The sequence below is a fragment of the Burkholderia sp. RF2-non_BP3 genome, from assembly GCF_001522185.1.
In the GTDB taxonomy this organism is placed as follows: domain Bacteria; phylum Pseudomonadota; class Gammaproteobacteria; order Burkholderiales; family Burkholderiaceae; genus Burkholderia; species Burkholderia diffusa.
On sequence record NZ_LOSU01000040.1, the window covers coordinates 63,295 to 81,877 of the forward strand.

19 protein-coding genes are annotated in these 18,583 nt (G+C 65.6%); 9 read left to right on the top strand and 10 right to left on the bottom strand.

Annotated elements, in window-relative coordinates:
* Positions 1-23 precede the first annotated feature (23 nt).
* On the top strand, positions 24-959 hold the full coding sequence (locus tag WS45_RS21395) for an SPFH domain-containing protein (RefSeq protein WP_059529353.1): 936 nt from the start codon (positions 24-26) through the stop codon (positions 957-959).
* Between the two features lie 225 nt (positions 960-1,184).
* On the opposite strand, the gene smpB is transcribed toward WS45_RS21395, so the two are convergent.
* Positions 1,185-1,631, bottom strand: a complete 447-nt coding sequence (gene smpB / locus WS45_RS21400; RefSeq protein WP_050012888.1) for an SsrA-binding protein SmpB — start codon at positions 1,629-1,631, stop codon at positions 1,185-1,187.
* Positions 1,632-1,729: 98 nt separating this feature from the next.
* Between smpB and WS45_RS21405 the strand changes: the two genes are divergently transcribed.
* Positions 1,730-2,167 carry a type II toxin-antitoxin system RatA family toxin gene (locus WS45_RS21405; RefSeq protein WP_059529356.1) on the top strand — a complete coding sequence of 146 codons (438 nt, stop codon included), beginning with the start codon at positions 1,730-1,732 and terminating at the stop codon, positions 2,165-2,167.
* A 4-nt stretch (positions 2,168-2,171) separates the two neighbouring features.
* Entirely contained in the window at positions 2,172-2,495 is a 324-nt protein-coding gene (locus tag WS45_RS21410) for an RnfH family protein (protein ID WP_059450006.1), read from the top strand.
* Positions 2,496-2,559: 64 nt separating this feature from the next.
* Here WS45_RS21410 and WS45_RS21415 read toward each other — a convergent pair whose 3' ends face one another.
* The 3 genes from WS45_RS21415 to WS45_RS21425 form a co-directional block, all read right to left on the bottom strand.
* A complete protein-coding gene (locus WS45_RS21415) occupies positions 2,560-3,543 on the bottom strand; it encodes a DMT family transporter (RefSeq protein WP_059529358.1) in 984 nt (327 codons plus the stop codon).
* 181 nt (positions 3,544-3,724) lie between these two features.
* A complete protein-coding gene (locus tag WS45_RS21420; protein WP_059529361.1) occupies positions 3,725-4,408 on the bottom strand; it encodes a Vgb family protein in 684 nt (227 codons plus the stop codon).
* 30 nt (positions 4,409-4,438) lie between these two features.
* The gene (locus WS45_RS21425; protein WP_059701569.1) at positions 4,439-5,659 is read right to left on the bottom strand and encodes a hypothetical protein; all 1,221 of its coding nucleotides are present in this window, start codon (positions 5,657-5,659) and stop codon (positions 4,439-4,441) included.
* 113 nt (positions 5,660-5,772) lie between these two features.
* Here WS45_RS21425 and WS45_RS21430 point away from each other — a divergent pair, with 113 nt between their 5' ends.
* The 5 genes from WS45_RS21430 (at position 5,773) to guaA (ending at position 11,454) form a co-directional block, all read left to right on the top strand.
* The gene (locus WS45_RS21430) at positions 5,773-6,537 is read left to right on the top strand and encodes a DUF899 domain-containing protein (RefSeq protein ID WP_059701571.1); all 765 of its coding nucleotides are present in this window, start codon (positions 5,773-5,775) and stop codon (positions 6,535-6,537) included.
* A gap of 30 nt (positions 6,538-6,567) precedes the next feature.
* Positions 6,568-7,395, top strand: a complete 828-nt coding sequence (locus WS45_RS21435; RefSeq protein ID WP_059701573.1) for a DUF2182 domain-containing protein — start codon at positions 6,568-6,570, stop codon at positions 7,393-7,395.
* Between the two features lie 277 nt (positions 7,396-7,672).
* A complete protein-coding gene (guaB, locus tag WS45_RS21440; protein ID WP_059464274.1) occupies positions 7,673-9,133 on the top strand; it encodes an IMP dehydrogenase in 1,461 nt (486 codons plus the stop codon).
* A 6-nt stretch (positions 9,134-9,139) separates the two neighbouring features.
* Complete coding sequence (locus tag WS45_RS21445) at positions 9,140-9,727, top strand: hypothetical protein (protein ID WP_059701575.1); 588 nt, start codon at positions 9,140-9,142, stop codon at positions 9,725-9,727.
* A gap of 107 nt (positions 9,728-9,834) precedes the next feature.
* Positions 9,835-11,454, top strand: coding sequence for a glutamine-hydrolyzing GMP synthase (guaA, locus tag WS45_RS21450; protein ID WP_059529378.1), 1,620 nt, complete (start codon positions 9,835-9,837; stop codon positions 11,452-11,454).
* Between the two features lie 81 nt (positions 11,455-11,535).
* Here the strand turns inward: guaA and WS45_RS35725 are convergent, their stop codons facing one another.
* Entirely contained in the window at positions 11,536-11,697 is a 162-nt protein-coding gene (locus tag WS45_RS35725) for a hypothetical protein (protein ID WP_179950389.1), read from the bottom strand.
* Positions 11,698-11,754: 57 nt separating this feature from the next.
* On the opposite strand from WS45_RS35725, the gene WS45_RS21455 reads away from it, so the two are divergent.
* On the top strand, positions 11,755-13,011 hold the full coding sequence (locus WS45_RS21455) for a tyrosine-type recombinase/integrase (RefSeq protein ID WP_059701577.1): 1,257 nt from the start codon (positions 11,755-11,757) through the stop codon (positions 13,009-13,011).
* Between the two features lie 118 nt (positions 13,012-13,129).
* On the opposite strand, the gene WS45_RS21460 is transcribed toward WS45_RS21455, so the two are convergent.
* The 5 genes from WS45_RS21460 to qatA all read right to left on the bottom strand — a co-directional run bounded on the left by WS45_RS21460 (position 13,130) and on the right by qatA (position 18,571).
* Positions 13,130-13,513, bottom strand: coding sequence for a helix-turn-helix transcriptional regulator (locus WS45_RS21460; protein WP_059529386.1), 384 nt, complete (start codon positions 13,511-13,513; stop codon positions 13,130-13,132).
* 115 nt (positions 13,514-13,628) lie between these two features.
* The gene (gene qatD, locus WS45_RS21465; RefSeq protein ID WP_059529390.1) at positions 13,629-14,378 is read right to left on the bottom strand and encodes a Qat anti-phage system TatD family nuclease QatD; all 750 of its coding nucleotides are present in this window, start codon (positions 14,376-14,378) and stop codon (positions 13,629-13,631) included.
* Between the two features lie 10 nt (positions 14,379-14,388).
* On the bottom strand, positions 14,389-15,756 hold the full coding sequence (gene qatC, locus WS45_RS21470; RefSeq protein WP_059701580.1) for a Qat anti-phage system QueC-like protein QatC: 1,368 nt from the start codon (positions 15,754-15,756) through the stop codon (positions 14,389-14,391).
* Positions 15,753-16,637 carry a Qat anti-phage system associated protein QatB gene (gene qatB / locus WS45_RS21475; protein WP_059701581.1) on the bottom strand — a complete coding sequence of 295 codons (885 nt, stop codon included), beginning with the start codon at positions 16,635-16,637 and terminating at the stop codon, positions 15,753-15,755. Before qatB ends, qatC begins: the two co-directional genes overlap by 4 nt.
* A complete protein-coding gene (gene qatA / locus WS45_RS21480) occupies positions 16,637-18,571 on the bottom strand; it encodes a Qat anti-phage system ATPase QatA (protein WP_059529396.1) in 1,935 nt (644 codons plus the stop codon). The genes qatB and qatA overlap by 1 nt, the downstream gene beginning before the upstream one ends.
* Positions 18,572-18,583 lie beyond the last annotated feature (12 nt).

Genomic DNA, 18,583 nt, shown 5'->3' on the forward strand with positions numbered 1-18,583 from the left:
ATACAACAAGGAGAGAATATTTCATGGATTCGCTGATCATCTGGGTCGTCCTGCTCGTCATCGCTATCGTGATCGTGTCGAAGACGGTGAAGATCGTGCCGCAGCAGCATGCGTGGGTGCTCGAACGCTTCGGGCGCTATCACGCGACGCTGTCGCCCGGTCTCAATATCGTGCTGCCGTTCGTCGACCGGATCGCCTACCGGCACGTGCTGAAGGAAATTCCGCTCGACGTGCCGAGCCAGGTCTGCATCACGCGCGACAACACGCAACTGCAGGTCGACGGCGTGCTGTACTTCCAGGTGACCGATCCGATGAAGGCGTCGTACGGATCGAGCAACTTCGTGCTCGCGATCACGCAGCTCGCGCAGACGACGCTACGGTCGGTGGTCGGCAAGCTCGAGCTCGACAAGACCTTCGAGGAACGCGACTTCATCAACCACAACATTGTGTCGGCGCTCGACCAGGCTGCCGCGAACTGGGGTGTGAAAGTGCTGCGTTACGAGATCAAGGACCTGACGCCGCCGAAGGAAATCCTGCACGCGATGCAGGCACAGATCACCGCCGAGCGGGAAAAGCGCGCGCTGATCGCCGCATCCGAAGGCCGCAAGCAGGAGCAGATCAACCTCGCGTCGGGCGCGCGCGAGGCGGCGATCCAGAAGTCGGAAGGCGAGCGGCAGGCCGCGATCAACCAGGCGCAGGGCGAGGCGGCCGCGATTCTCGCGGTGGCAGAGGCGAACGCGCAGGCCATCCAGAAGATCGCGAACGCGATCCAGTCGCAGGGCGGGATGGATGCCGTGAACCTGAAGGTCGCCGAGCAGTACGTCGGCGCGTTCTCGAACCTCGCGAAACAGGGCAATACGCTGATCGTGCCGGCGAACCTGTCGGATCTCGGCACCGCGATCGCGTCGGCGCTGACGATCGTCAAGAACGCGACGCCAGCCGCGGTCGGAAAGGGTTGAGCGCACGCGCGGCTCGGTGAGCCGTCCGGCCGTTGCGTGCGGCCGGCGTGCGGCGAATCGTCGCGCCATGGAATTGCGATGCTGCTCGCATGACGATAAGCAGCGCAGGGTTTCGTCAGGAACCGTGAGCGGCTGCTCGATCGTCGCATCGACGCATCGAGGTTCACAAAAGCACACGGCCCGCTTCGAGCGGGCCATGTCGTTTGCGATGCGGGATGTTGCGCGTCAGGTACCGGCGCGCATGATGCGGGCCTTTTCGCGCTCCCAGTCGCGTTTCTTCTCGGTTTCGCGCTTGTCGTGCAGCTTCTTGCCCTTCGCGAGCGCGATGTCGCATTTCACGCGACCGCCCTTGTAGTGGAAGTTCAGCGGCACGAGCGTGTAGCCGCGCTGCTCGACCTTGCCGATCAGTTTCTTGATTTCGTCGCGATGCAGCAGCAGCTTGCGCGTGCGAACCGGATCGGGCTTGATGTGCGTCGAGGCTTCGGGCAGCGGGCTGATGTGGGTGCCGATCAGGAAGATCTCGGCGTTCTTGACCACGACGTAGCCTTCCTTGATCTGGCCGCGCCCGGCGCGCAGCGCCTTGACTTCCCAGCCCTCGAGCACGAGCCCCGCCTCGTAGCGTTCCTCGATGTGATAATCGAAGTGCGCTTTCCTGTTGTCGATGATGCTCATGAAAGGATCGGGCCAACTCGTTTAAAATCACGATTTTAGCAAAGCGGGGCGGGAATCGCCCGGCTTGCGTTCTTACCTCGAGCGATGCCGCGCGATTTATGGCAGATGTCCAGAAAACCGTATTGATCCGTCATTCGGCGGAACAGATGTTCGACCTCGTCACCGACGTGGCCGATTACCCCAATTTCCTGCCCTGGTGCGGCGGCGTCGAGATTCGCCGTCAGGATGACAGCGGGATGGAAGCGCGCATCGACATCAACTTCAAGGGCATCAAGCAGCATTTCGCGACGCGCAACACGCAGCAGCGCCCGACACGGATCGACATGGAGTTCGCGGACGGCCCGTTCCGGAAGTTCACGGGTTCGTGGCGCTTCATCCCGCTGCGCTCCGATGCATGCAAGATCGAATTTGCGCTGCACTACGAGTTCTCGAGCATCCTGCTCGAAAAGATCATCGGGCCGGTGTTCAGCCATATCGCGAACACGTTCGTCGATTCGTTCGTCAAGCGCGCCGACCAGCGCTACGGGAAGGGGTGACACGATGCTGTCGATCGAAGTCTGTTACGCGCTGCCGGATCGCCAGACGCTGATTCCGGTGTCGCTGCCCGAAGGCGCGACCGTGCGCGCGGCCATCGACGCGAGCGGCGTGCTCGCGCTGCATCCGGAAATCGACCTCGCGCACGCAAAAACCGGTGTGTTCGGCAAGCTCGCGCCGCTCGACGCGCCGCTCGCCGATCATGATCGTGTCGAGATCTACCGCCCGTTGATCGTCGATCCGAAGCTCGCGCGCCAGCGGCGCGTGGACAAGACCCGCCGCGAGGGCTCCATCGAGGGCCGCAAGTGGATGCACAAGGACGCGCGCTGACGCGTCGCGCCAGCACCGCTTCATTTCCTTCTGTCCCGATTCGTCAGACCAGGCTCGCACGCGCTCAGTGGGCCGTGATGTTCGCGTTCGCGGCTGCACGGCCGGGCGTGTCGCCGCTCGCGTGCGTGTCGCCGTGCCGGCGCACCGACCCGTACACGCCCGCCAGCAGCAGCGCGAGCGCCGCGATCTCGAGCACGCGCGGCATCCGGTGATCGTAGACGAATGCGTAGAGCATCGCGAACACGGTCTCGAACACGATCAGCTGGCCGGACAGCGTGAGCGGCAGCCGCTTCGATGCCGCGTTCCACAGTCCGTTGCCGAGCCACGACGCGCCGATCGCGAGCGCGAGGTTCAGCAGCCAGAACAGTTGCCAGCGCGATGCCGGGACTGCCGCCTGGACCGTGCCGGCCGGCAGCGCGAGGATCGCGAGCCAGCAGAGGCCGCCGATCAGGCCCGTCACGACCCCCCACAGCACCGACCATTCGTTGCCGCCGAAATGATGGTGGCGCTGCAGGTAGCGCGTGTTCGCGACCGCGTACCAGGTCCAGCTCGCGAGCGCGCCGGTTGCGCACGCGATGCCGGCGAGCTTCTGGCCGAGCGTCGTCGCATGCGCGGCTTCCGATGTGAACAGGTCGACGTTGATGCAGACGATGCCGGCGATCACCAGCGCGAGCGGGGCGACGAGGCGCCGCAGCGGCATCGCGCCTTGGTCGCCGAGGCCGGCGAGCGTGACGGTCACGGGCAGCACGCCGACGATCAGCGAGCTGGGCGCGATGCCGATCAGGTGCACGGCGCCGGACAGCAGCATGTAGTACGCGACGTTGCCGATCAGCGCGAGCTTCGCGAGCGCGACGAGATCCTCGCGCGTCAGCCGCACGAGCAGCGAACGGGCAGCCGGCAGTGCCGCCGCCAGCGACACGAGGCCGTACATCGCGTAGCGGCCCGCGCTCAGCAGCAGCGGCGAGAAGTCGGTCATCAGCCGCGGCACGAGAAAGACCATCCCCCACAACGCGCCCGCAAGGACGCCATACACTACACCGCGCTGCATCGACTGCTCCGAACGAATGACTGACGAGCGCGCATCTTAACGACGGCGGCGCGACAGCGTCTTGTTCATTCCTGCACTCAAGAGCGGACGCGGTTCGGAATCGGCCGGGAGCGCCATCGCGATTCGTTCCGGCGTTGACCGGGGATGGCGGCGGGCCGGGTGGCCCGTCGATGATCCGCGTTCAGCGCTCGACCGGCTCGGATGCCGCCGCACCGTCGCCCTCCGCGCGTGCTCGCGCAGGGCGCCGCACGGCGCGCAGCTTGCCGCTGTTGCCGCCGCCGCAGTAAAAGAGGTCGCGACCGTCGGATTCCAGCCCCGACACGCCGACACCGGGCGGCATGTCGACCTGTTCGAGCACCTGGCCGGTGCGCGGGTCGATCCGCCGCAGCGCGCTTTCGTCCGCTTCCCAGGTGCCGTGCCATAGCTCGCCGTCGACCCACGTCACGCCGGTGACGAAGCGGTTCGACTCGATCGTGCGCAGCACGGCGCCCGATTGCGGATCCACCTGATGAATCTTGCGCTCGCGATACTGGCCGACCCACAGCGTACCTTCGGCCCACGCGAGCCCCGAATCCGCGCCACCGCCGGGCGCGGGGATCGTCGCGAGCACGCGGCCCGAATCGGGATCGATCTTCTCGATGCGGTCCTCGACGATCTGGAACAGATGACGCCCGTCGAACGCGGTGCCTGCGTGCGCGGCGACGTCGAGTGCGCGCACGGTCGTGCCGCGTTCCGGATCGAGCGCGTTCAGCTTGTCGCCGGACGCGAACCAGACGCGCTGTCCGTCGAACGTGACGCCGTGCACGCCGTCGACGCCCGGAAATGGGCCGTATTCGCGGAGGATGTCTGCGGTGGAGCGTTTCATGTCTGTCACCTCGTCGTTGGTGTGCCCATCCTAGTCGCCCGGCAGCGGTGCGGGGAGTAACAAGGTCGTCGCGAATCCGGGTAGCGGCGGCGTCATCCAGCGGCGCGCGCGACCGCGGCCGAGCGCCTGCACCTTGTCCGCTTCGGCGAGCGCGTCGAGCGCGCGCTGCACGGTGCGCTGGCTCGCGCCGAGCGCGAGTGCCAGCGCGGAGCTCGACCAGGCCTCGCCGTCCGCGAGCAGCGCGAGCACGGCCGCATGGCGATCGTCGACCGGACGCGCGAGCACGACGGTCTCGCGTGGGCCGAGCGGCTCGAGCGCGAAGCCGCGCGGCGTCGCGGTGACGTTCGCGAGCGGGCGCAGCATCGCGCGCAAGCGGCCGATCTCGACGCGCAGGCGCGCGCGATGCGATTCGTCCGCGTGTCTCGCGCGAAACGCCGCGGCGACGAGCGCATTTCGCGACACGTCGCCGGGCCACGCCTCGCCCAGCGCGCGGGCGAGCACGAACAGCACCGGGCGGCGCGCGAGCGACACGGTCGTGCGTGCGTCGCGCACGGCGTGGCGGCATGCGTCGACGACCAGCGCATTCGATTCCAGCAGCGCCTCGACCTCGTCGAGCAGCACGAGCCGCGACGCACCGCGCGCGATGAGCCGCGCGGCCGGCGTATCCAGCATGCGTGCGGCCGTCTCGATTTCGGCCGTCAGCGCGGCGATGCCGGCGTCCCGTGCGGCCGCGCGGGCACGGGCGAGTGCCGTGCGCGCGAAGTGCGGGCGGATGCGGCGCATCGCGATGCCGGCCGCGATCAGTTCGTGGGCCGCGCGCGATGCGGCCGGCAGTGGTGCGGGATCGAGGTTCGCGAGCTGCCGTTCGGCTTCGTCGACGTGCCCGATCAGCAGCAGCCGGCGCACGCCGAGATAGCGCGCATGCGCGGCGTTCGCGCGGTCGCCGTGTGCGTCGAGCGTCGCGCAGGCGGCTTCGAGGGCGCGCGACGGCCAGCCGAGGTCGCGGGACGCCAGCGCGATTTCGGCTTCCGCGACGACGCAGCGCGCCCGCGCGACCGCTTCCTTCGCGCCGAACGCGCGTGCCGCGCCGCGCACGAGCGCCCGCGCGCGCTCGAAATCGCCGAGCTGCGCCATCGCGATGCCGCGCAACGCGAGCGCGGGCGCGTCGTCGCGCAGTGCGACGCGGTTCAGCGCGCCGAGCGGGTCGCCCGCCGCGAGCGCTCGCGCGGCGGCCGTGATCAGCGAATCCATCCGAATCCCGACACAGTTGTCACTCCCTCCGGTCCGATGCCCGGCCCTAATCTAGCACCACGCACACGGCAGAGGCGCCGTGCCCGGATATCCATCGAAAGGAGGAACCTGCAATGACGAACCATCTCACCGGAACGCGCGCCGAATGGCTGACTGCGCGCCGCGCGCTGCTCGATGCGGAAAAGGCATTGACGCGGCAAAGCGACGAACTCGCGCGGCGGCGCCAGGCGCTGCCGTGGGTGCGCGTCGACAAGGCCTACCGGTTCGACACCGAGGACGGCCCGGCGACGCTCGACGACCTGTTCGGCGGCCGTTCGCAACTGCTCGTCTATCACTTCATGTTCGGCCCCGACTACAAGGCCGGCTGCCCGTCGTGCTCGGCGCTCGCCGACGGTTTCGACGGTTTTGCGGTCCACCTCGCGAACCACGACGTGACGCTCGCGGCGGTGTCGCGCGCGCCGCTCGCGAAGCTGCTCGCGTACCGGCAGCGGATGGGCTGGCACTTTCCGTGGGCGTCATCCGACGGCGGCGAGTTCAATTTCGACTTCAACGTGTCGTTCACCGAAACGCAGCAACGCACCGGCGACGTCGAATACAACTATGCGCGGGCCGGTCACGCGATGGACATGGACCCGCCGCCGGCGGCCGTCGCCCAGTTCGCGGCGACCTGCGGCACCGACGCCGCCACGTATGCGCGCGACCGGCCCGGGATGAGCGCATTCGTGCGCGAGGATGGCGTCGTCTATCACACGTATTCGACGTACGCACGCGGGCTCGACGGGCTGTGGGGGATGTACCAGTGGCTCGATCGTGCGCCGCTCGGGCGCAACGAGACGGGCGTGTGGTGGCGCCGCCATGACGAGTACGCGCGCAGCTGAGCGCGGGCCGGCGAGCGGCGGGAGCGGGCAATGAGCGTCACGACGAAACCGGCTGCGCCCGGCGCGCCGGGCGGTGGCCGACGGGCATTCGGTGCCGCGCTCGTCGCGGTATTTGGCGCCGGCGTCTGGGCGACGCTCGCGCCGCACGCATCGATGGACGCGATGGGCGGCATGCCGATGGCGGGCGGCTGGACATTGTCGGCTGGATGGCTCCGGCCGTGCGGATGGCAGGCAGGGCGCGCGTTCGCCGCGTTCGCAGGCATGTGGGGCGCGATGACGGTGACGATGATGCTGCCGGTGCTGGCGCCGGTGCTCTGGCGATACCGGCGGAGCCTCGGCCCGTCGGGCGAGATGCGCGCGGCATGGTTGGTCGCGGTCGCGGGCGCCGGGTATTTCTCCGCGTGGATGGCGCTCGGCGCGCTGGTGTTTCCAGGCGGCACCGCGCTGGCGGCGGTCGCCGCGCGGTTGCCCGCGCTCGCCGCCGCGATGCCGTTCGCGTCCGGCACGGTCGTGCTCGGCGCGGGCGTGCTGCAGTTGTCCGGCTGGAAGGCGCGCCGGCTCGCTTGCTGCCGGCATTTGCCGGACGACGCATGTGCGCGGCGGGCAGGAGCCGCGGCCGCGGTTGCTTGGTGGTACGGCGTGCGAACCGCGCTACGTTGCGGCGCCTGCTGCGGGAACCTGATGGCCGTTGCCCTGGCAGCCGGCATGATGGATCTACGCGTGATGGCCGTCGTGACCGGGGCGATCGCCGCCGAGCGGCTGGCGCCGGGCGGCGAGCGCGTTGCCCGGATCGTCGGCGGCGGCGCGATCGGTGTCGGCGCGGCGATGATGGCGCGCGCCGCGGCCGGGCTGGTCTAGTGCCGCCCCGGGGCCGCATGGACGTGCCGAGCGGGGCTGGCCGAGGCCCCGCCGGCAGGGCCGCCGTCGCGCGGCCACGACGTGCGATCGGCCCGATTCCGGCCGCCTGCGCGAATGGGTCGATGCGGGGGTGAAACGAAAGGCGATCGAAAACGAACCGAACGACGATCCGAACGATTCGGCCCCCGAACGCTAGAAAACGCCTAACCCGTTGTTCGTGTTGTGAAAATTCGCAGCGCTTCGCGTATAATTCGCTTTTGCGCCCATAGGATTTGCCATGCGTCTGATCCAAAAAGCACTCACTTTCGATGATGTGCTCCTCGTTCCCGCCTTCTCCGACGTTCTCCCGCGCGACACCAGCCTGAAGACCAAGCTGACCCGCAACATCTCCCTGAACATGCCGCTCGTGTCCGCCGCGATGGACACGGTCACCGAAGGTCGCCTCGCGATCGCGATGGCGCAGCAGGGTGGTGTGGGCATCGTCCACAAGAACCTCACGCCGGCCGAGCAGGCCCGCGAGGTCGCGAAGGTCAAGCGTTTCGAATCGGGCGTCGTGCGCGACCCGATCACGGTTCCGCCGCAGATGAAGGTACGCGACGTGATCGCGCTGTCGCGTCAGCATGGCATCTCGGGCTTCCCGGTCGTGGAAGGCCCGCAACTCGTCGGCATCGTCACGAACCGCGACCTGCGTTTCGAATCGCGCCTCGACGAACCGGTCAAGTCGATCATGACGCCGCGCGAGCGCCTCGTCACGGTCAAGGAAGGCACGCCGCTCGCCGAAGCGAAGGCGCTGATGCACAGCCACCGCCTCGAGCGCGTGCTGGTCGTCAACGACGCGTTCGAACTGCGCGGCCTGATGACCGTCAAGGACATCACCAAGCAGACCGAACACCCGGATGCGTGCAAGGACGAACACGGCAAGCTGCGCGCAGGCGCGGCGGTCGGCGTCGGCCCGGACAACGAAGAGCGCGTCGAGCTGCTGGTGCAGGCCGGCGTCGACGTGATCGTCGTCGATACCGCGCACGGCCACAGCAAGGGCGTGCTCGAGCGCGTGCGCTGGGTCAAGCAGAACTTCCCGCACGTCGAGGTGATCGGCGGCAACATCGCGACGGCAGCCGCCGCGAAGGCGCTCGTCGAATACGGCGCGGACGCGGTCAAGGTCGGCATCGGCCCGGGCTCGATCTGCACGACGCGGATCGTCGCGGGCGTCGGCGTGCCGCAGATCAGCGCGATCGCGAACGTCGCGGAAGCGCTGAAGGGCACCGGCGTGCCGTGCATCGCCGACGGCGGCGTGCGTTTCTCGGGCGACGTGTCGAAGGCCCTCGCGGCCGGCGCGAACGCGGTGATGATGGGCAGCATGTTCGCGGGCACCGAAGAGGCGCCGGGCGACGTGTTCCTGTACCAGGGCCGCCAGTACAAGTCGTACCGCGGCATGGGTTCGGTCGGCGCGATGAAGGACGGCGCGGCAGACCGCTACTTCCAGGACAACTCGGCGAATATCGACAAGCTCGTGCCGGAAGGCATCGAAGGCCGCGTCGCATACAAGGGTTCGGTCAACGCGATCCTGTTCCAGCTGGTCGGCGGCGTGCGCGCGAGCATGGGCTACTGCGGCTGCCGCACGATCGACGAGCTGCACGACAAGGCCGAATTCGTCCAGATCACCGCGGCGGGCATGCGCGAGTCGCACGTGCATGACGTGCAGATCACGAAGGAAGCACCGAACTACCACGTGGACTGATCGCCGATGAAACCGTTGCTGCGAGCCGTGCTGATCGTCGATGCCGTGCTGCTGCTGGCGTTCGGCGTGCTGTTCGTGCTGACGCCCTGGCAGGCGCTGTTCAATGCGCTGCAGCTGGCGAACATCCAGCCGGCGATGCTCGGCCAGGCGTTCGGCATCGCGCTGCTCGGCCTCGCGTGGCTCGCGTTCCATGCGGCGGTCAACGGCGATCTCACGGCGCCCGTCGCGCGTGCGGTCGGCCATGTGAACTGGCTGATCGGCGTGCTGGCGGTGGTGTGGTCGTTCGGCACCGGCAACGGTCCCGCGCTCGCGGCCGCCGGCCGCGTGCTGTCGACGATGGCCGGTGTCGCGCTGATCGTGCTCGGTGTCGGCGGCGTACGCCTCGCCTCGGCCGTACGGCGGCGCGAGAAGGCGCAAGCACTCGAGGCCCGGGACGCGCAGCGTCCGGCCGCACCGGCGCCGGCCTCCGCCCCGCAGCAACGGGTCGAACCGGTCGTCGGCCGTCCGGCGGCGCCGTCGGCAGCCACGCCGGCCGCATCCGACCGATTGTCAGGCAGCGTCGCGTTCGACGCCCGCCCGCCGTCGCAGGATTGACCGGCGATGCGTCGCGCGAGCCGCCTGCCGCCCGACGCCGTTGTCCATGCTATTGACGCAGCGCTTCATGCGCTGCTTTTCTTATTCTCTTCATCCTGTCCGCAGCCATGCACGACAAAATCCTGATTCTCGACTTCGGTTCGCAAGTCACCCAACTGATCGCGCGCCGCGTGCGCGAAGCGCACGTCTACTGCGAAATCCATCCGAACGACGTGTCCGACGACTTCGTCCGCGAGTTCGCGCCGAAGGCGGTGATCCTGTCGGGCAGCCATGCGAGCACGTACGAAGACCACCAGCTGCGTGCGCCGCAGGCCGTGTGGGATCTCGGCGTGCCGGTGCTCGGCATCTGCTACGGCATGCAGACGATGGCCGTGCAGCTCGGCGGCAAGGTCGAGTGGAGCGACCATCGCGAATTCGGTTACGCGGAAATGCGCGCGCACGGCCATACGCGCCTGTTCGACGGCATCGAGGATTTCAAGACGGCCGAAGGCCACGGGATGCTGAAGGTCTGGATGAGCCACGGCGACAAGGTTGCCGAGCTGCCGCCGGGCTTCGCGCTGATGGCGTCGACGCCGAGCTGCCCGATCGCCGGCATGGCCGACGAGGCGCGCGGCTACTACGCGGTGCAGTTCCACCCGGAAGTCACGCACACGGTGAAGGGCCGCCAGATCATCGAACGCTTCGTGCTGCAGATCGCCGGCGCGAAGCCCGACTGGATCATGAAGAACCACATCGAGGAAGCCGTTGCGAAGATCCGCGAGCAGGTCGGTGACGAGGAAGTGATTCTCGGCCTGTCGGGCGGGGTGGATTCGAGCGTCGCGGCGGCGCTGATCCATCGCGCGATCGGCGACCAGCTCACCTGCGTGTTCGTCGACCACGGCCTGCTGCGCCTGAACGAAGGCAAGATGGTGCTCGACATGTTCGAGGGCCGCCTGCATGCGAAGGTCGTGCACGTCGACGCGTCCGAGCAGTTCCTCGGCCATCTGGCCGGCGTGACCGATCCGGAAGCGAAGCGCAAGATCATCGGCCGCGAGTTCGTCGAAGTGTTCCAGGCGGAAGCGAAGAAGCTGTCGAAGGCGAAGTGGCTCGCACAGGGCACGATCTATCCGGACGTGGTCGAGTCGGGCGGCACGAAGACGAAGAAGGCGACGACGATCAAGAGCCACCACAACGTCGGCGGCCTGCCGGAAACGCTCGGCCTGAAGCTGCTCGAGCCGCTGCGCGACCTGTTCAAGGACGAAGTGCGCGAACTGGGCGTCGCGCTCGGCCTGCCGCCGGAGATGGTGTACCGCCATCCGTTCCCGGGCCCGGGCCTCGGCGTGCGGATTCTCGGCGAAGTGAAGCGCGAATACGCGGACCTGCTGCGTCGCGCGGATGCGATCTTCATCGAGGAACTGCGCGGCACGACCGCCACCGCGCAGGACGCGGCAGCGGGCCTGTGCGGCGAGGCCGACGTCGGCAAGACCTGGTACGACCTGACGAGCCAGGCGTTCGCGGTGTTCCTGCCGGTGAAGTCGGTCGGCGTGATGGGCGATGGCCGCACGTACGACTACGTGACGTCGCTGCGCGCGGTGCAGACCACCGACTTCATGACCGCGCACTGGGCGCACCTGCCGTACGCGCTGCTCGGCCGCGCGTCGAACCGGATCATCAACGAGGTGCGCGGGATCAACCGCGTGGTGTACGACATCTCGGGCAAGCCGCCGGCGACGATCGAGTGGGAGTGAATTGACGTCCTTCGGGGACTATCGCCTGCAATCGAAAAACTGCTGTAATGTGTTGATTTAGAAGAAAATACGTTGCGGCATCTATCGGTGGCTATCGTCGGCCAGCGGAACAGGTTGGCGGTAGAAGTGGCGGTAAGAACTGGAGGCCGGATTAAGACCGTCCCGTTCACTATTCAGACCAAAACCGTCTTTGACGGTAAAAGTCTTCTCGGGAAAGCTGGTTTTATGCGGCTTTCCGAGCATCAGCAGGTCTCCTGGCCCCTGACGGTAAAAGCCGTCAAAAACAGGAGAAGAACCTCGATGCTCACCGACACCGCACTGCGCAACCTCAAGCCTAAGTCCAAGACTTATAAGGCTTCCGACCGTGATGGGATGTACGTGACGGTATCGCCTACCGGTACCGTCACCTTCCGCTACGATTACCGTCTCAATGGCCGCCGTGAGACGCTCACCATCGGCCGCTATGGGCCTGCGGGCATCTCGCTGGCGCTGGCCCGCGAAAAGCTGATTGACGCTAAGAAGGCCGTCGCCCAAGGCAAGTCCCCGGCGCTGGAGAAGCAGCGCGAGAAGCGCCGGCTGACCGCCGCCAAGACCTTTGGCGAGGTGACCGAGAAGTGGCTGGCGGGCGCCCGGATGGCCGACAGCACGAAGGCGATGCGTAAGAGCATCGTTGATCGCGACATCCTGCCGGCCTTCGAGAACCGGCAGCTCAATGAAATCACTGCCGATGACCTGCGCGCCCTGTGCAACAAGGTGAAGGCGCGCGGTGCGCCCGCCACGGCGGTGCATATCCGCGACATCGTGAAGCAGGTCTATGCCTTCGCCATCTTGCACGGCGAGAAGGCGGACAACCCCGCCGCCGACGTGGGTGCCGCGTCGATTGCGACCTTCGTGCCGAAGGATCGTGCCTTGTCGCCGTTGGAGATCCGCTTGATGGCACGGCAGATGGAATCGGTGGCCACCTATCCGACCATTCGGCTGGCGCTGCGCATGATCCTGCTGACGCTGGTGCGCAAGAGCGAACTGATCCAGGCCACGTGGGATGAGGTCGATTTCGAGAACGCGACCTGGACGATCCCGAAGCAGCGGATGAAGGGGCGAAACCCACATGTGGTCTATCTGTCGCGCCAGGCACTCGACATCTTCGTGGCGCTGCACACCTGTGCGGCTGGTTCCAAATTCGTGCTGCCATCGCGCTATGACGCCGACCGCTGCATGTCGAACGCGACCTTGAATCGGGTCACGCAGATCGTTGCGGAGCGAGCGAAGGCCGCAGGCCTGCCGCTGGAACCATTTACCGTCCACGACCTGCGCCGTACCGGCTCGACGTTGCTGAACGAAATCGGCTTTAACCGCGACTGGATCGAGAAATGCCTGGCACACGAGGACGGGCGTTCTTCGCGCTCGATCTACAACAAGGCCGAATATGCCGAGCAGCGGCGCCACATGCTGCAGGAGTGGGCCAACATGGTCGATGCCTGGATCGACGGGCAGACCTACGTGCCGAGGCTGATGCCGGAGAACGTGGTGGTACCCGCGTTGAGCGCAACTGCCTGACAGGGTGAAAGGGTGGCTGGGGGGCTGCAGGTCAACATGGCGAAGGAAGTCCGGTGGTTGCCGCCCCTTGTCGTCCAAGCAACTACAGCCGCGGTCGGATGAGCGCCCGCCCTCGTTTTCATTCCTCGCCCGAATCCGTCCGGACAGGGCGAGTTTTTCGCAGGTGGACATTCGGCTTCGAGGTGCCGGCGCGAGGGGTTTGCTTGCGCTGCTCGATCCACGCTTCCACTTCGGCTAGGTCCCACACGACGCAGCGCGGGGTCAGGTTGAAGCGACGTGGGAATTCGCCGCGGCGCTCCATTTCGTAGATCGTCGTTTCTGCCAAGGGGACGATCTGACGCAGATCCTTTCGGCGGATGGTTCGGCGGAAGGGAAGAGCGCTGCGTTTAGGGAACTGCGGCAACGACTCGTAGGCTTCTGTCCCCGGCAACGGGAGGGACTGATCGGCGTCGATGCCATCCGTGTTCAATGCTTGCGGTAGCTGTTTCACCTCGGACTCCATGAGTGTGCTGTATGGAGTCATGGTGAGGTTCAGTACCTATCGGAGACAACCCGCTAGGGCGTGTTGGGGAACACTCCAGCGGACGTAGAGTCCGCTCGGAGCGTTCCGCCTCCAGCTATCCGAGCAATGCTCGTAGGTTGTCGCGAACGAGGCTGGCCACGTCGCTCGCAGGTAGCCGATGCAAACGCCCCAGTTCCTCAACGACGCTTGCTACATCGGTCGGCTGTGAAGGTCTGTCGCCGGTGCGAGTGAAAGGACCATCGGTTTCCGTCAGCATCCGATCCAAGGGGATAGCCTGCACCATCGGTGCGTGCCTCTCATTGCCCAACATTCCCGCGTTGATGGAGAAGTAGCAGCCCAACGCCAACGCGCGCTTCGCCTCGCTCTTTGTTCCCGTGAACCAGTGGAGAACGATTTTTCCGCGCTCGGGCGGTAGATTCGCTTCGACGAGATCGAGAACCGCCTTGGCCGATCTGATGCTGTGGACCGTAATGATCTTGTCACCGGCCTGCGCGCAACGCTGCAACACGTGCTGGAAAACACGCTTCTGTGCATCGAGCGACTTGAAGAACCGGGGGCCGGCGTCCAATCCGACTTCGCCAACATAGCGCGTCTCTGCGAGGTATCGATCCCACAGCTCGATCTCGCTTTCACGCTCCGCGACCAGTTGGGGGTGCAGCCCCAGCGCTGCGCGCACATGCTTCGTGCGCTGCGCGAGTTCGTGATTGCGGGGCCACGCGCGAGGTGTCGTCGTTACGGCCAGCGTGAACACGCCGGACGCCTCCGCATCCTGGACCGCCGCTGCATGGTCCGGGTAGAGGTCAAGATGGCAGTGGAAGTCCACGAGGCCCGCAGTGGCGATCATGCGCGTACCCTCATCTTGGTTTCGCCTCTGCACCGTCGATGAGTCGTGCGACTTCGCCCAGGCCGCGACGGTAGACATCGGCAAGCTGGTCCAAGTGTGCGGCTTCATCCGCAAGCGAGCCGGGCTTGTGGATCAAGAGGTTTGCGAGCTGGGGCTTACCCTTCAAGCGCTCGATAGCGTACTGGAACGACCTGACCTGCACTCCTGTCGCCTGGCGTGTGTCCAACGGCTGCGCATGAAGATCGGGTACCGTGTACGTCGTCGGGTCGTTCCCGGTCCCCCATGCTGCTGTCAGCGCTGCGCGACGGATGAGGCATGGCAGGCAATAGCCACATTGCTCGATACCATGTCCTAGCCATCTGGCCTTGGCGGGCGACGAGCACGACAACGAATCTGTCGCCAGCTTTTTCAAGAGGTCTGGGTTGCGGCAGGCTGCGGTCATCTCGCCCTTCGTCTTGTCCCAGTATGGGTTCCGGATCTCGCCGTCTATGCCGAGTGCGACGAGCAGGTCGTTCCACCTCGCCATGTAATACGGATGCGTGGTGCGGGTGCTGTTTGATCCCAACCGCAGGGGGTCCAAAGGCACATTCAGCGCGATCAGCCCATTCTCGGGGACACGCAGGACGAAACGGCGCCCAAGCCCAGTACCCGCGAACACCCCGAGAGCGAAGAACAGGAACGACCTGCCGCGTGTGCTGTTCTCGCCGCCGACGCCTTCCACAAGACCATCCACGAAGGTCATGCCGACCCGCAAACGCTCGAAAGATGACTTGACGTAGTGCTTCTTCAAACCTGCGAACAGCTTGCCTTGAGCATCGCTCGTCGCGCCCTCGCCGAAGTGGCTGACCAGTAGGGGAGTGGCGCCGTCCTCCAGCAGATCGATCGCCCCGATCAAGCTGTCCAATCCACCCGAGAACAGGCTGACGGAATCAAAGGGAGGAGCGATCAGACTCGGAGGCGCTGCTTGGGTGATCGTCGCGAACCGATCTGGACGTGCCCTGAACCCGATCGTCCAGCGATCGCCCGTCAGGAAATCCAGAGACTTCTTGAGAGTCGGTGCCGCAGCGGTCCAGCGAGATGGATCGCTTACCGGCACAACCAGTCGTATCTCGCGCGTCCATGAGTCCTGCGATTGCTCGGTGCGAGAGATGCGTGTGTCAGCCGCATGGACATGGGCGGCCAAGACCAGCAGGTCAATGCCGATCTCCGAGGGAAACACACCGATTTTTTTCAAGCTAGTCAGCGCGCCACCGATGCCATGATCCAAAGACTTCTCGCCGGCAACGAGTTGCAGGTAGGTCCTTTGTTCATCGGCGCCCGCCGTCACATCGAAGCTGTCGTCAGGACCGAAGCGGCCCGCCAGGAGTTGTCGCTTCATTGGTCCGCCTCCGCATCGCCCAGGGTTTGCAAGATTGCAAATGCAGACTCGTACAGCGCATCGACGAAACCCTGAATTCGCTCGGGCGTGAGATTCGGCGTTTCCGCACGGGCCCGCGTCAGCGCGTCGCTCACCCCGCCCCGGATGAAGTCGCGCAACTGCTGTTCGACGCGGTGCGCAGCTTGCGTGTCGGCTGGCATGGTCACGGCCTTTGTACCAATGTCGTTGCAGATGCGGGCTTCTATCGCGTGTGTGGCATACAGCTCGAAGACTGTCTGCATCTGATCCGGCGTGAAGGTGGTCAGATCGGTAAGCCCTTCACTTGCCAGTTCAACGATGGTTTCAATGTACGCCTCGCGGGCGATGCCTTCATCGACGGTGCCCGCGCCTGGGCAGACGTAGTCGGCTAGGCCGACGAAGATTTCCGTTAGCGGTCGTCCGGCCAACGACTCCAGGTCCAGCGCCCGTAGCGCCTCGCGCACACCCCTTGCTTGTGCATCGGCCAGAAAACCAAGCAGCCGTGCACCCGCTCTGCGCGAGGCACCCATACGTTGGGCAGCCTGGCGCGCGCCGCCGGCTGATGTTGAGACGTATCTTGAAACTGCACGGCCCAGGTTGGCACGGTCGCTGCCGCCAGAACCGGCAAATCGCGTGAAGCTGTTGCGAGCACCGGAGAAACGCTGCGGATCTGCCGTTTTGGGGATGGGGGGCCGGTTCGGCGGCACCGGCGGCGCGGTGCCGTCCGCCGGCGGCTGGCCGTCCGGGACTGCGCCGTCGCCAGGAGGGGCTGCAGGGGCGCCCGCGCCATCGGCGTCACCCAACCATGACGGAACAAGCGGTGTTCCGCCGCCAGGGCCGCCGTAAGCCGTCGAGGTTCCCATCAACGTCCTCCCTTCAAATCCTTGAGCGCCGCTTCGGCGCTGGCCTTGAGGCCGGGGTTATTGGTGACCTTGCTCCAGTCTCCCAGCAGCTTAGTCAGGCGAGCAGCGCATTCGCTGTCCTTGATGACGCCTTGCCAGCCGCTGACAGCCCAAGGCCCACACTTGCCACTTGGCAGTGCCTCCAGGAAATCCATCAACCGGCTCTGGAGTCCAGGCTGCGCCTTCACAAGGACGGCGAGACCATCGATGCCTGCAGGCCTGGTATCGAAGGTGCCCGTGCTCATGATCTTGCTGCGCACTGCCTCGAACACCTTTTCGGCTTCGGGCTGCACGAGCTGCTTCAACTCGGCTTCGTAGCCCTGGACGGTCATCTTGCCGCCGAACAGTTTCTCGACCACGCCGGCTAGGTGGCCGAGTACCGACACCGGACCGAAGTAGTCCTTCTTGTCCTTTGTGACGAACAAGTAGGGGCGCAGATCGATTCCTGATAGCTTCGGGGAGAGGTGCGCCCAGTCGCGCACCGTCTCCGACGACTTCCACTCGTTCAACACGGCGTTGTCGGAGGCGGGGACCGCTTCGGCGGCCTTTTGCCCCTTCGACTCGCTATCCTTGCCGTCAGCCGACACCAGGCTCTTCTCCAGCGTTTCGAGGTCTTCACACAGCCCTTGTGGATGGACCGCTGCGACGAACGCGATTTGCTCGAACAACCTTGGGATGAATCGTTCTGCGAGCATGAGCTTCGCGAGTACGGGGAGCTTGATGTCGTCGCCAAAACCGCGTGCAGTCGCAGTGCGCTCGCGCAACAAAAGCGTGTTGAGGAAGCGTTTGATTTGGCGTGGGTTGCCCTTTGCGCCGCTTGCGAGGATGGGTCCGATCTGGTCGCTGAGTGCCAGCGCATTGTTTGCCTTCTCGGCCTGTTGGCCGAGCGCTGTCTTGACCGTCGCGGCATCCAGACCGCCACTGGTCCACGGCCGTTTCAGCTTCTCTCGCGCTACAGCGATCAGCTTCCCGTAGTTCTCGTCGTTCTCGCCGACTTCGGCGCCAGCGAGCAACAACGTCACGTAGATCCGCGTCTCGGTTTCACCCAGGGCCGGGATGCGGAACGGAACTTGTATGAGTTTTTCGAGGTAATTGCGGGCATAGTCACGCGGCCCGGTGCTGTCGGGCAGGTCTGGAAAGTGCTTGCGCACCGCGTATTCGATCATTGCCTCATCAGCAGCGACGACGAAGGCCGTTCGCGCGGTGAACACGAACAGCCGGATGGCTTCGAGCGTTTCAATGGCGGTGTCGGGCAGGCATCGATCAAGGTCGTCGATCAGGACAACGAGCTGTTTGATGCCTGCATCTTTCAGGAGCTGGTCGAATGCCTTGCGGAAGGCCTCCACTTCCTCCGGCACATTCTTGGACTCGCCCGGTTTCAGCGCGGCCTTCGCCTCGTCGATGACTGTCGAAAGGTTTTCTTTCGTGACGAGCTTGGCAGGGTCTGCCACTAGCGTTTCGAGCGAGCCGACGATGGCTCCGATTTGCTCGGGCGTCGGAATGCCGGTGAATGCGGTCAGGGCTAGACCCCCGGCCCGCTTGGCGACCTTCAGCCAGTCGATGCGACGGAAGACATCCTTGATAGCCACTGCCGCCTTTTTTAGCGCCGGGCGTTTTTCGATCAAGCCTGTGACGATTCCCTCGATCAAGGCGATTTTCGCGTCCTCGAAGCCTTGGAAGCGCCATCCATTGAACTTGAGGCACAGGACATCTTCCTGATCGGCGAAGCCAGCCTCGATCATTTCGAGCACGCTGGACTTTCCCGCACCCCAGTCGCCGTGCACGCCGATCGTCACCGGATGGTCGGGCTTCGCGCGAAGCAGCCCGATGATCGTGGTGGCAATGGCCTCGTTGTTCAGCAGATCAACTTTGGTTTCGTTATCGGTCAGGATCATTAGTCTCTTCCC

Coding starts and splice junctions, on each gene's coding strand:
- WS45_RS21405 (WP_059529356.1), top strand. CDS start 1,730: ATGGCAGATGTCCAGAAAACCGTATTGATCCGTCATTCGGCGGAACAG.
- WS45_RS21410 (WP_059450006.1), top strand. CDS start 2,172: ATGCTGTCGATCGAAGTCTGTTACGCGCTGCCGGATCGCCAGACGCTG.
- qatA (WP_059529396.1), bottom strand. CDS start 18,571: ATGATCCTGACCGATAACGAAACCAAAGTTGATCTGCTGAACAACGAG.
- WS45_RS21420 (WP_059529361.1), bottom strand. CDS start 4,408: ATGAAACGCTCCACCGCAGACATCCTCCGCGAATACGGCCCATTTCCG.
- qatC (WP_059701580.1), bottom strand. CDS start 15,756: ATGAAGCGACAACTCCTGGCGGGCCGCTTCGGTCCTGACGACAGCTTC.
- WS45_RS21425 (WP_059701569.1), bottom strand. CDS start 5,659: ATGGATTCGCTGATCACGGCCGCCGCGCGAGCGCTCGCGGCGGGCGAC.
- WS45_RS35725 (WP_179950389.1), bottom strand. CDS start 11,697: ATGCTCGGAAAGCCGCATAAAACCAGCTTTCCCGAGAAGACTTTTACC.
- guaB (WP_059464274.1), top strand. CDS start 7,673: ATGCGTCTGATCCAAAAAGCACTCACTTTCGATGATGTGCTCCTCGTT.
- smpB (WP_050012888.1), bottom strand. CDS start 1,631: ATGAGCATCATCGACAACAGGAAAGCGCACTTCGATTATCACATCGAG.
- WS45_RS21445 (WP_059701575.1), top strand. CDS start 9,140: ATGAAACCGTTGCTGCGAGCCGTGCTGATCGTCGATGCCGTGCTGCTG.
- WS45_RS21415 (WP_059529358.1), bottom strand. CDS start 3,543: ATGCAGCGCGGTGTAGTGTATGGCGTCCTTGCGGGCGCGTTGTGGGGG.
- WS45_RS21460 (WP_059529386.1), bottom strand. CDS start 13,513: ATGGAGTCCGAGGTGAAACAGCTACCGCAAGCATTGAACACGGATGGC.
- WS45_RS21435 (WP_059701573.1), top strand. CDS start 6,568: ATGAGCGTCACGACGAAACCGGCTGCGCCCGGCGCGCCGGGCGGTGGC.
- WS45_RS21455 (WP_059701577.1), top strand. CDS start 11,755: ATGCTCACCGACACCGCACTGCGCAACCTCAAGCCTAAGTCCAAGACT.
- WS45_RS21395 (WP_059529353.1), top strand. CDS start 24: ATGGATTCGCTGATCATCTGGGTCGTCCTGCTCGTCATCGCTATCGTG.
- qatB (WP_059701581.1), bottom strand. CDS start 16,637: ATGGGAACCTCGACGGCTTACGGCGGCCCTGGCGGCGGAACACCGCTT.
- qatD (WP_059529390.1), bottom strand. CDS start 14,378: ATGATCGCCACTGCGGGCCTCGTGGACTTCCACTGCCATCTTGACCTC.
- WS45_RS21430 (WP_059701571.1), top strand. CDS start 5,773: ATGACGAACCATCTCACCGGAACGCGCGCCGAATGGCTGACTGCGCGC.
- guaA (WP_059529378.1), top strand. CDS start 9,835: ATGCACGACAAAATCCTGATTCTCGACTTCGGTTCGCAAGTCACCCAA.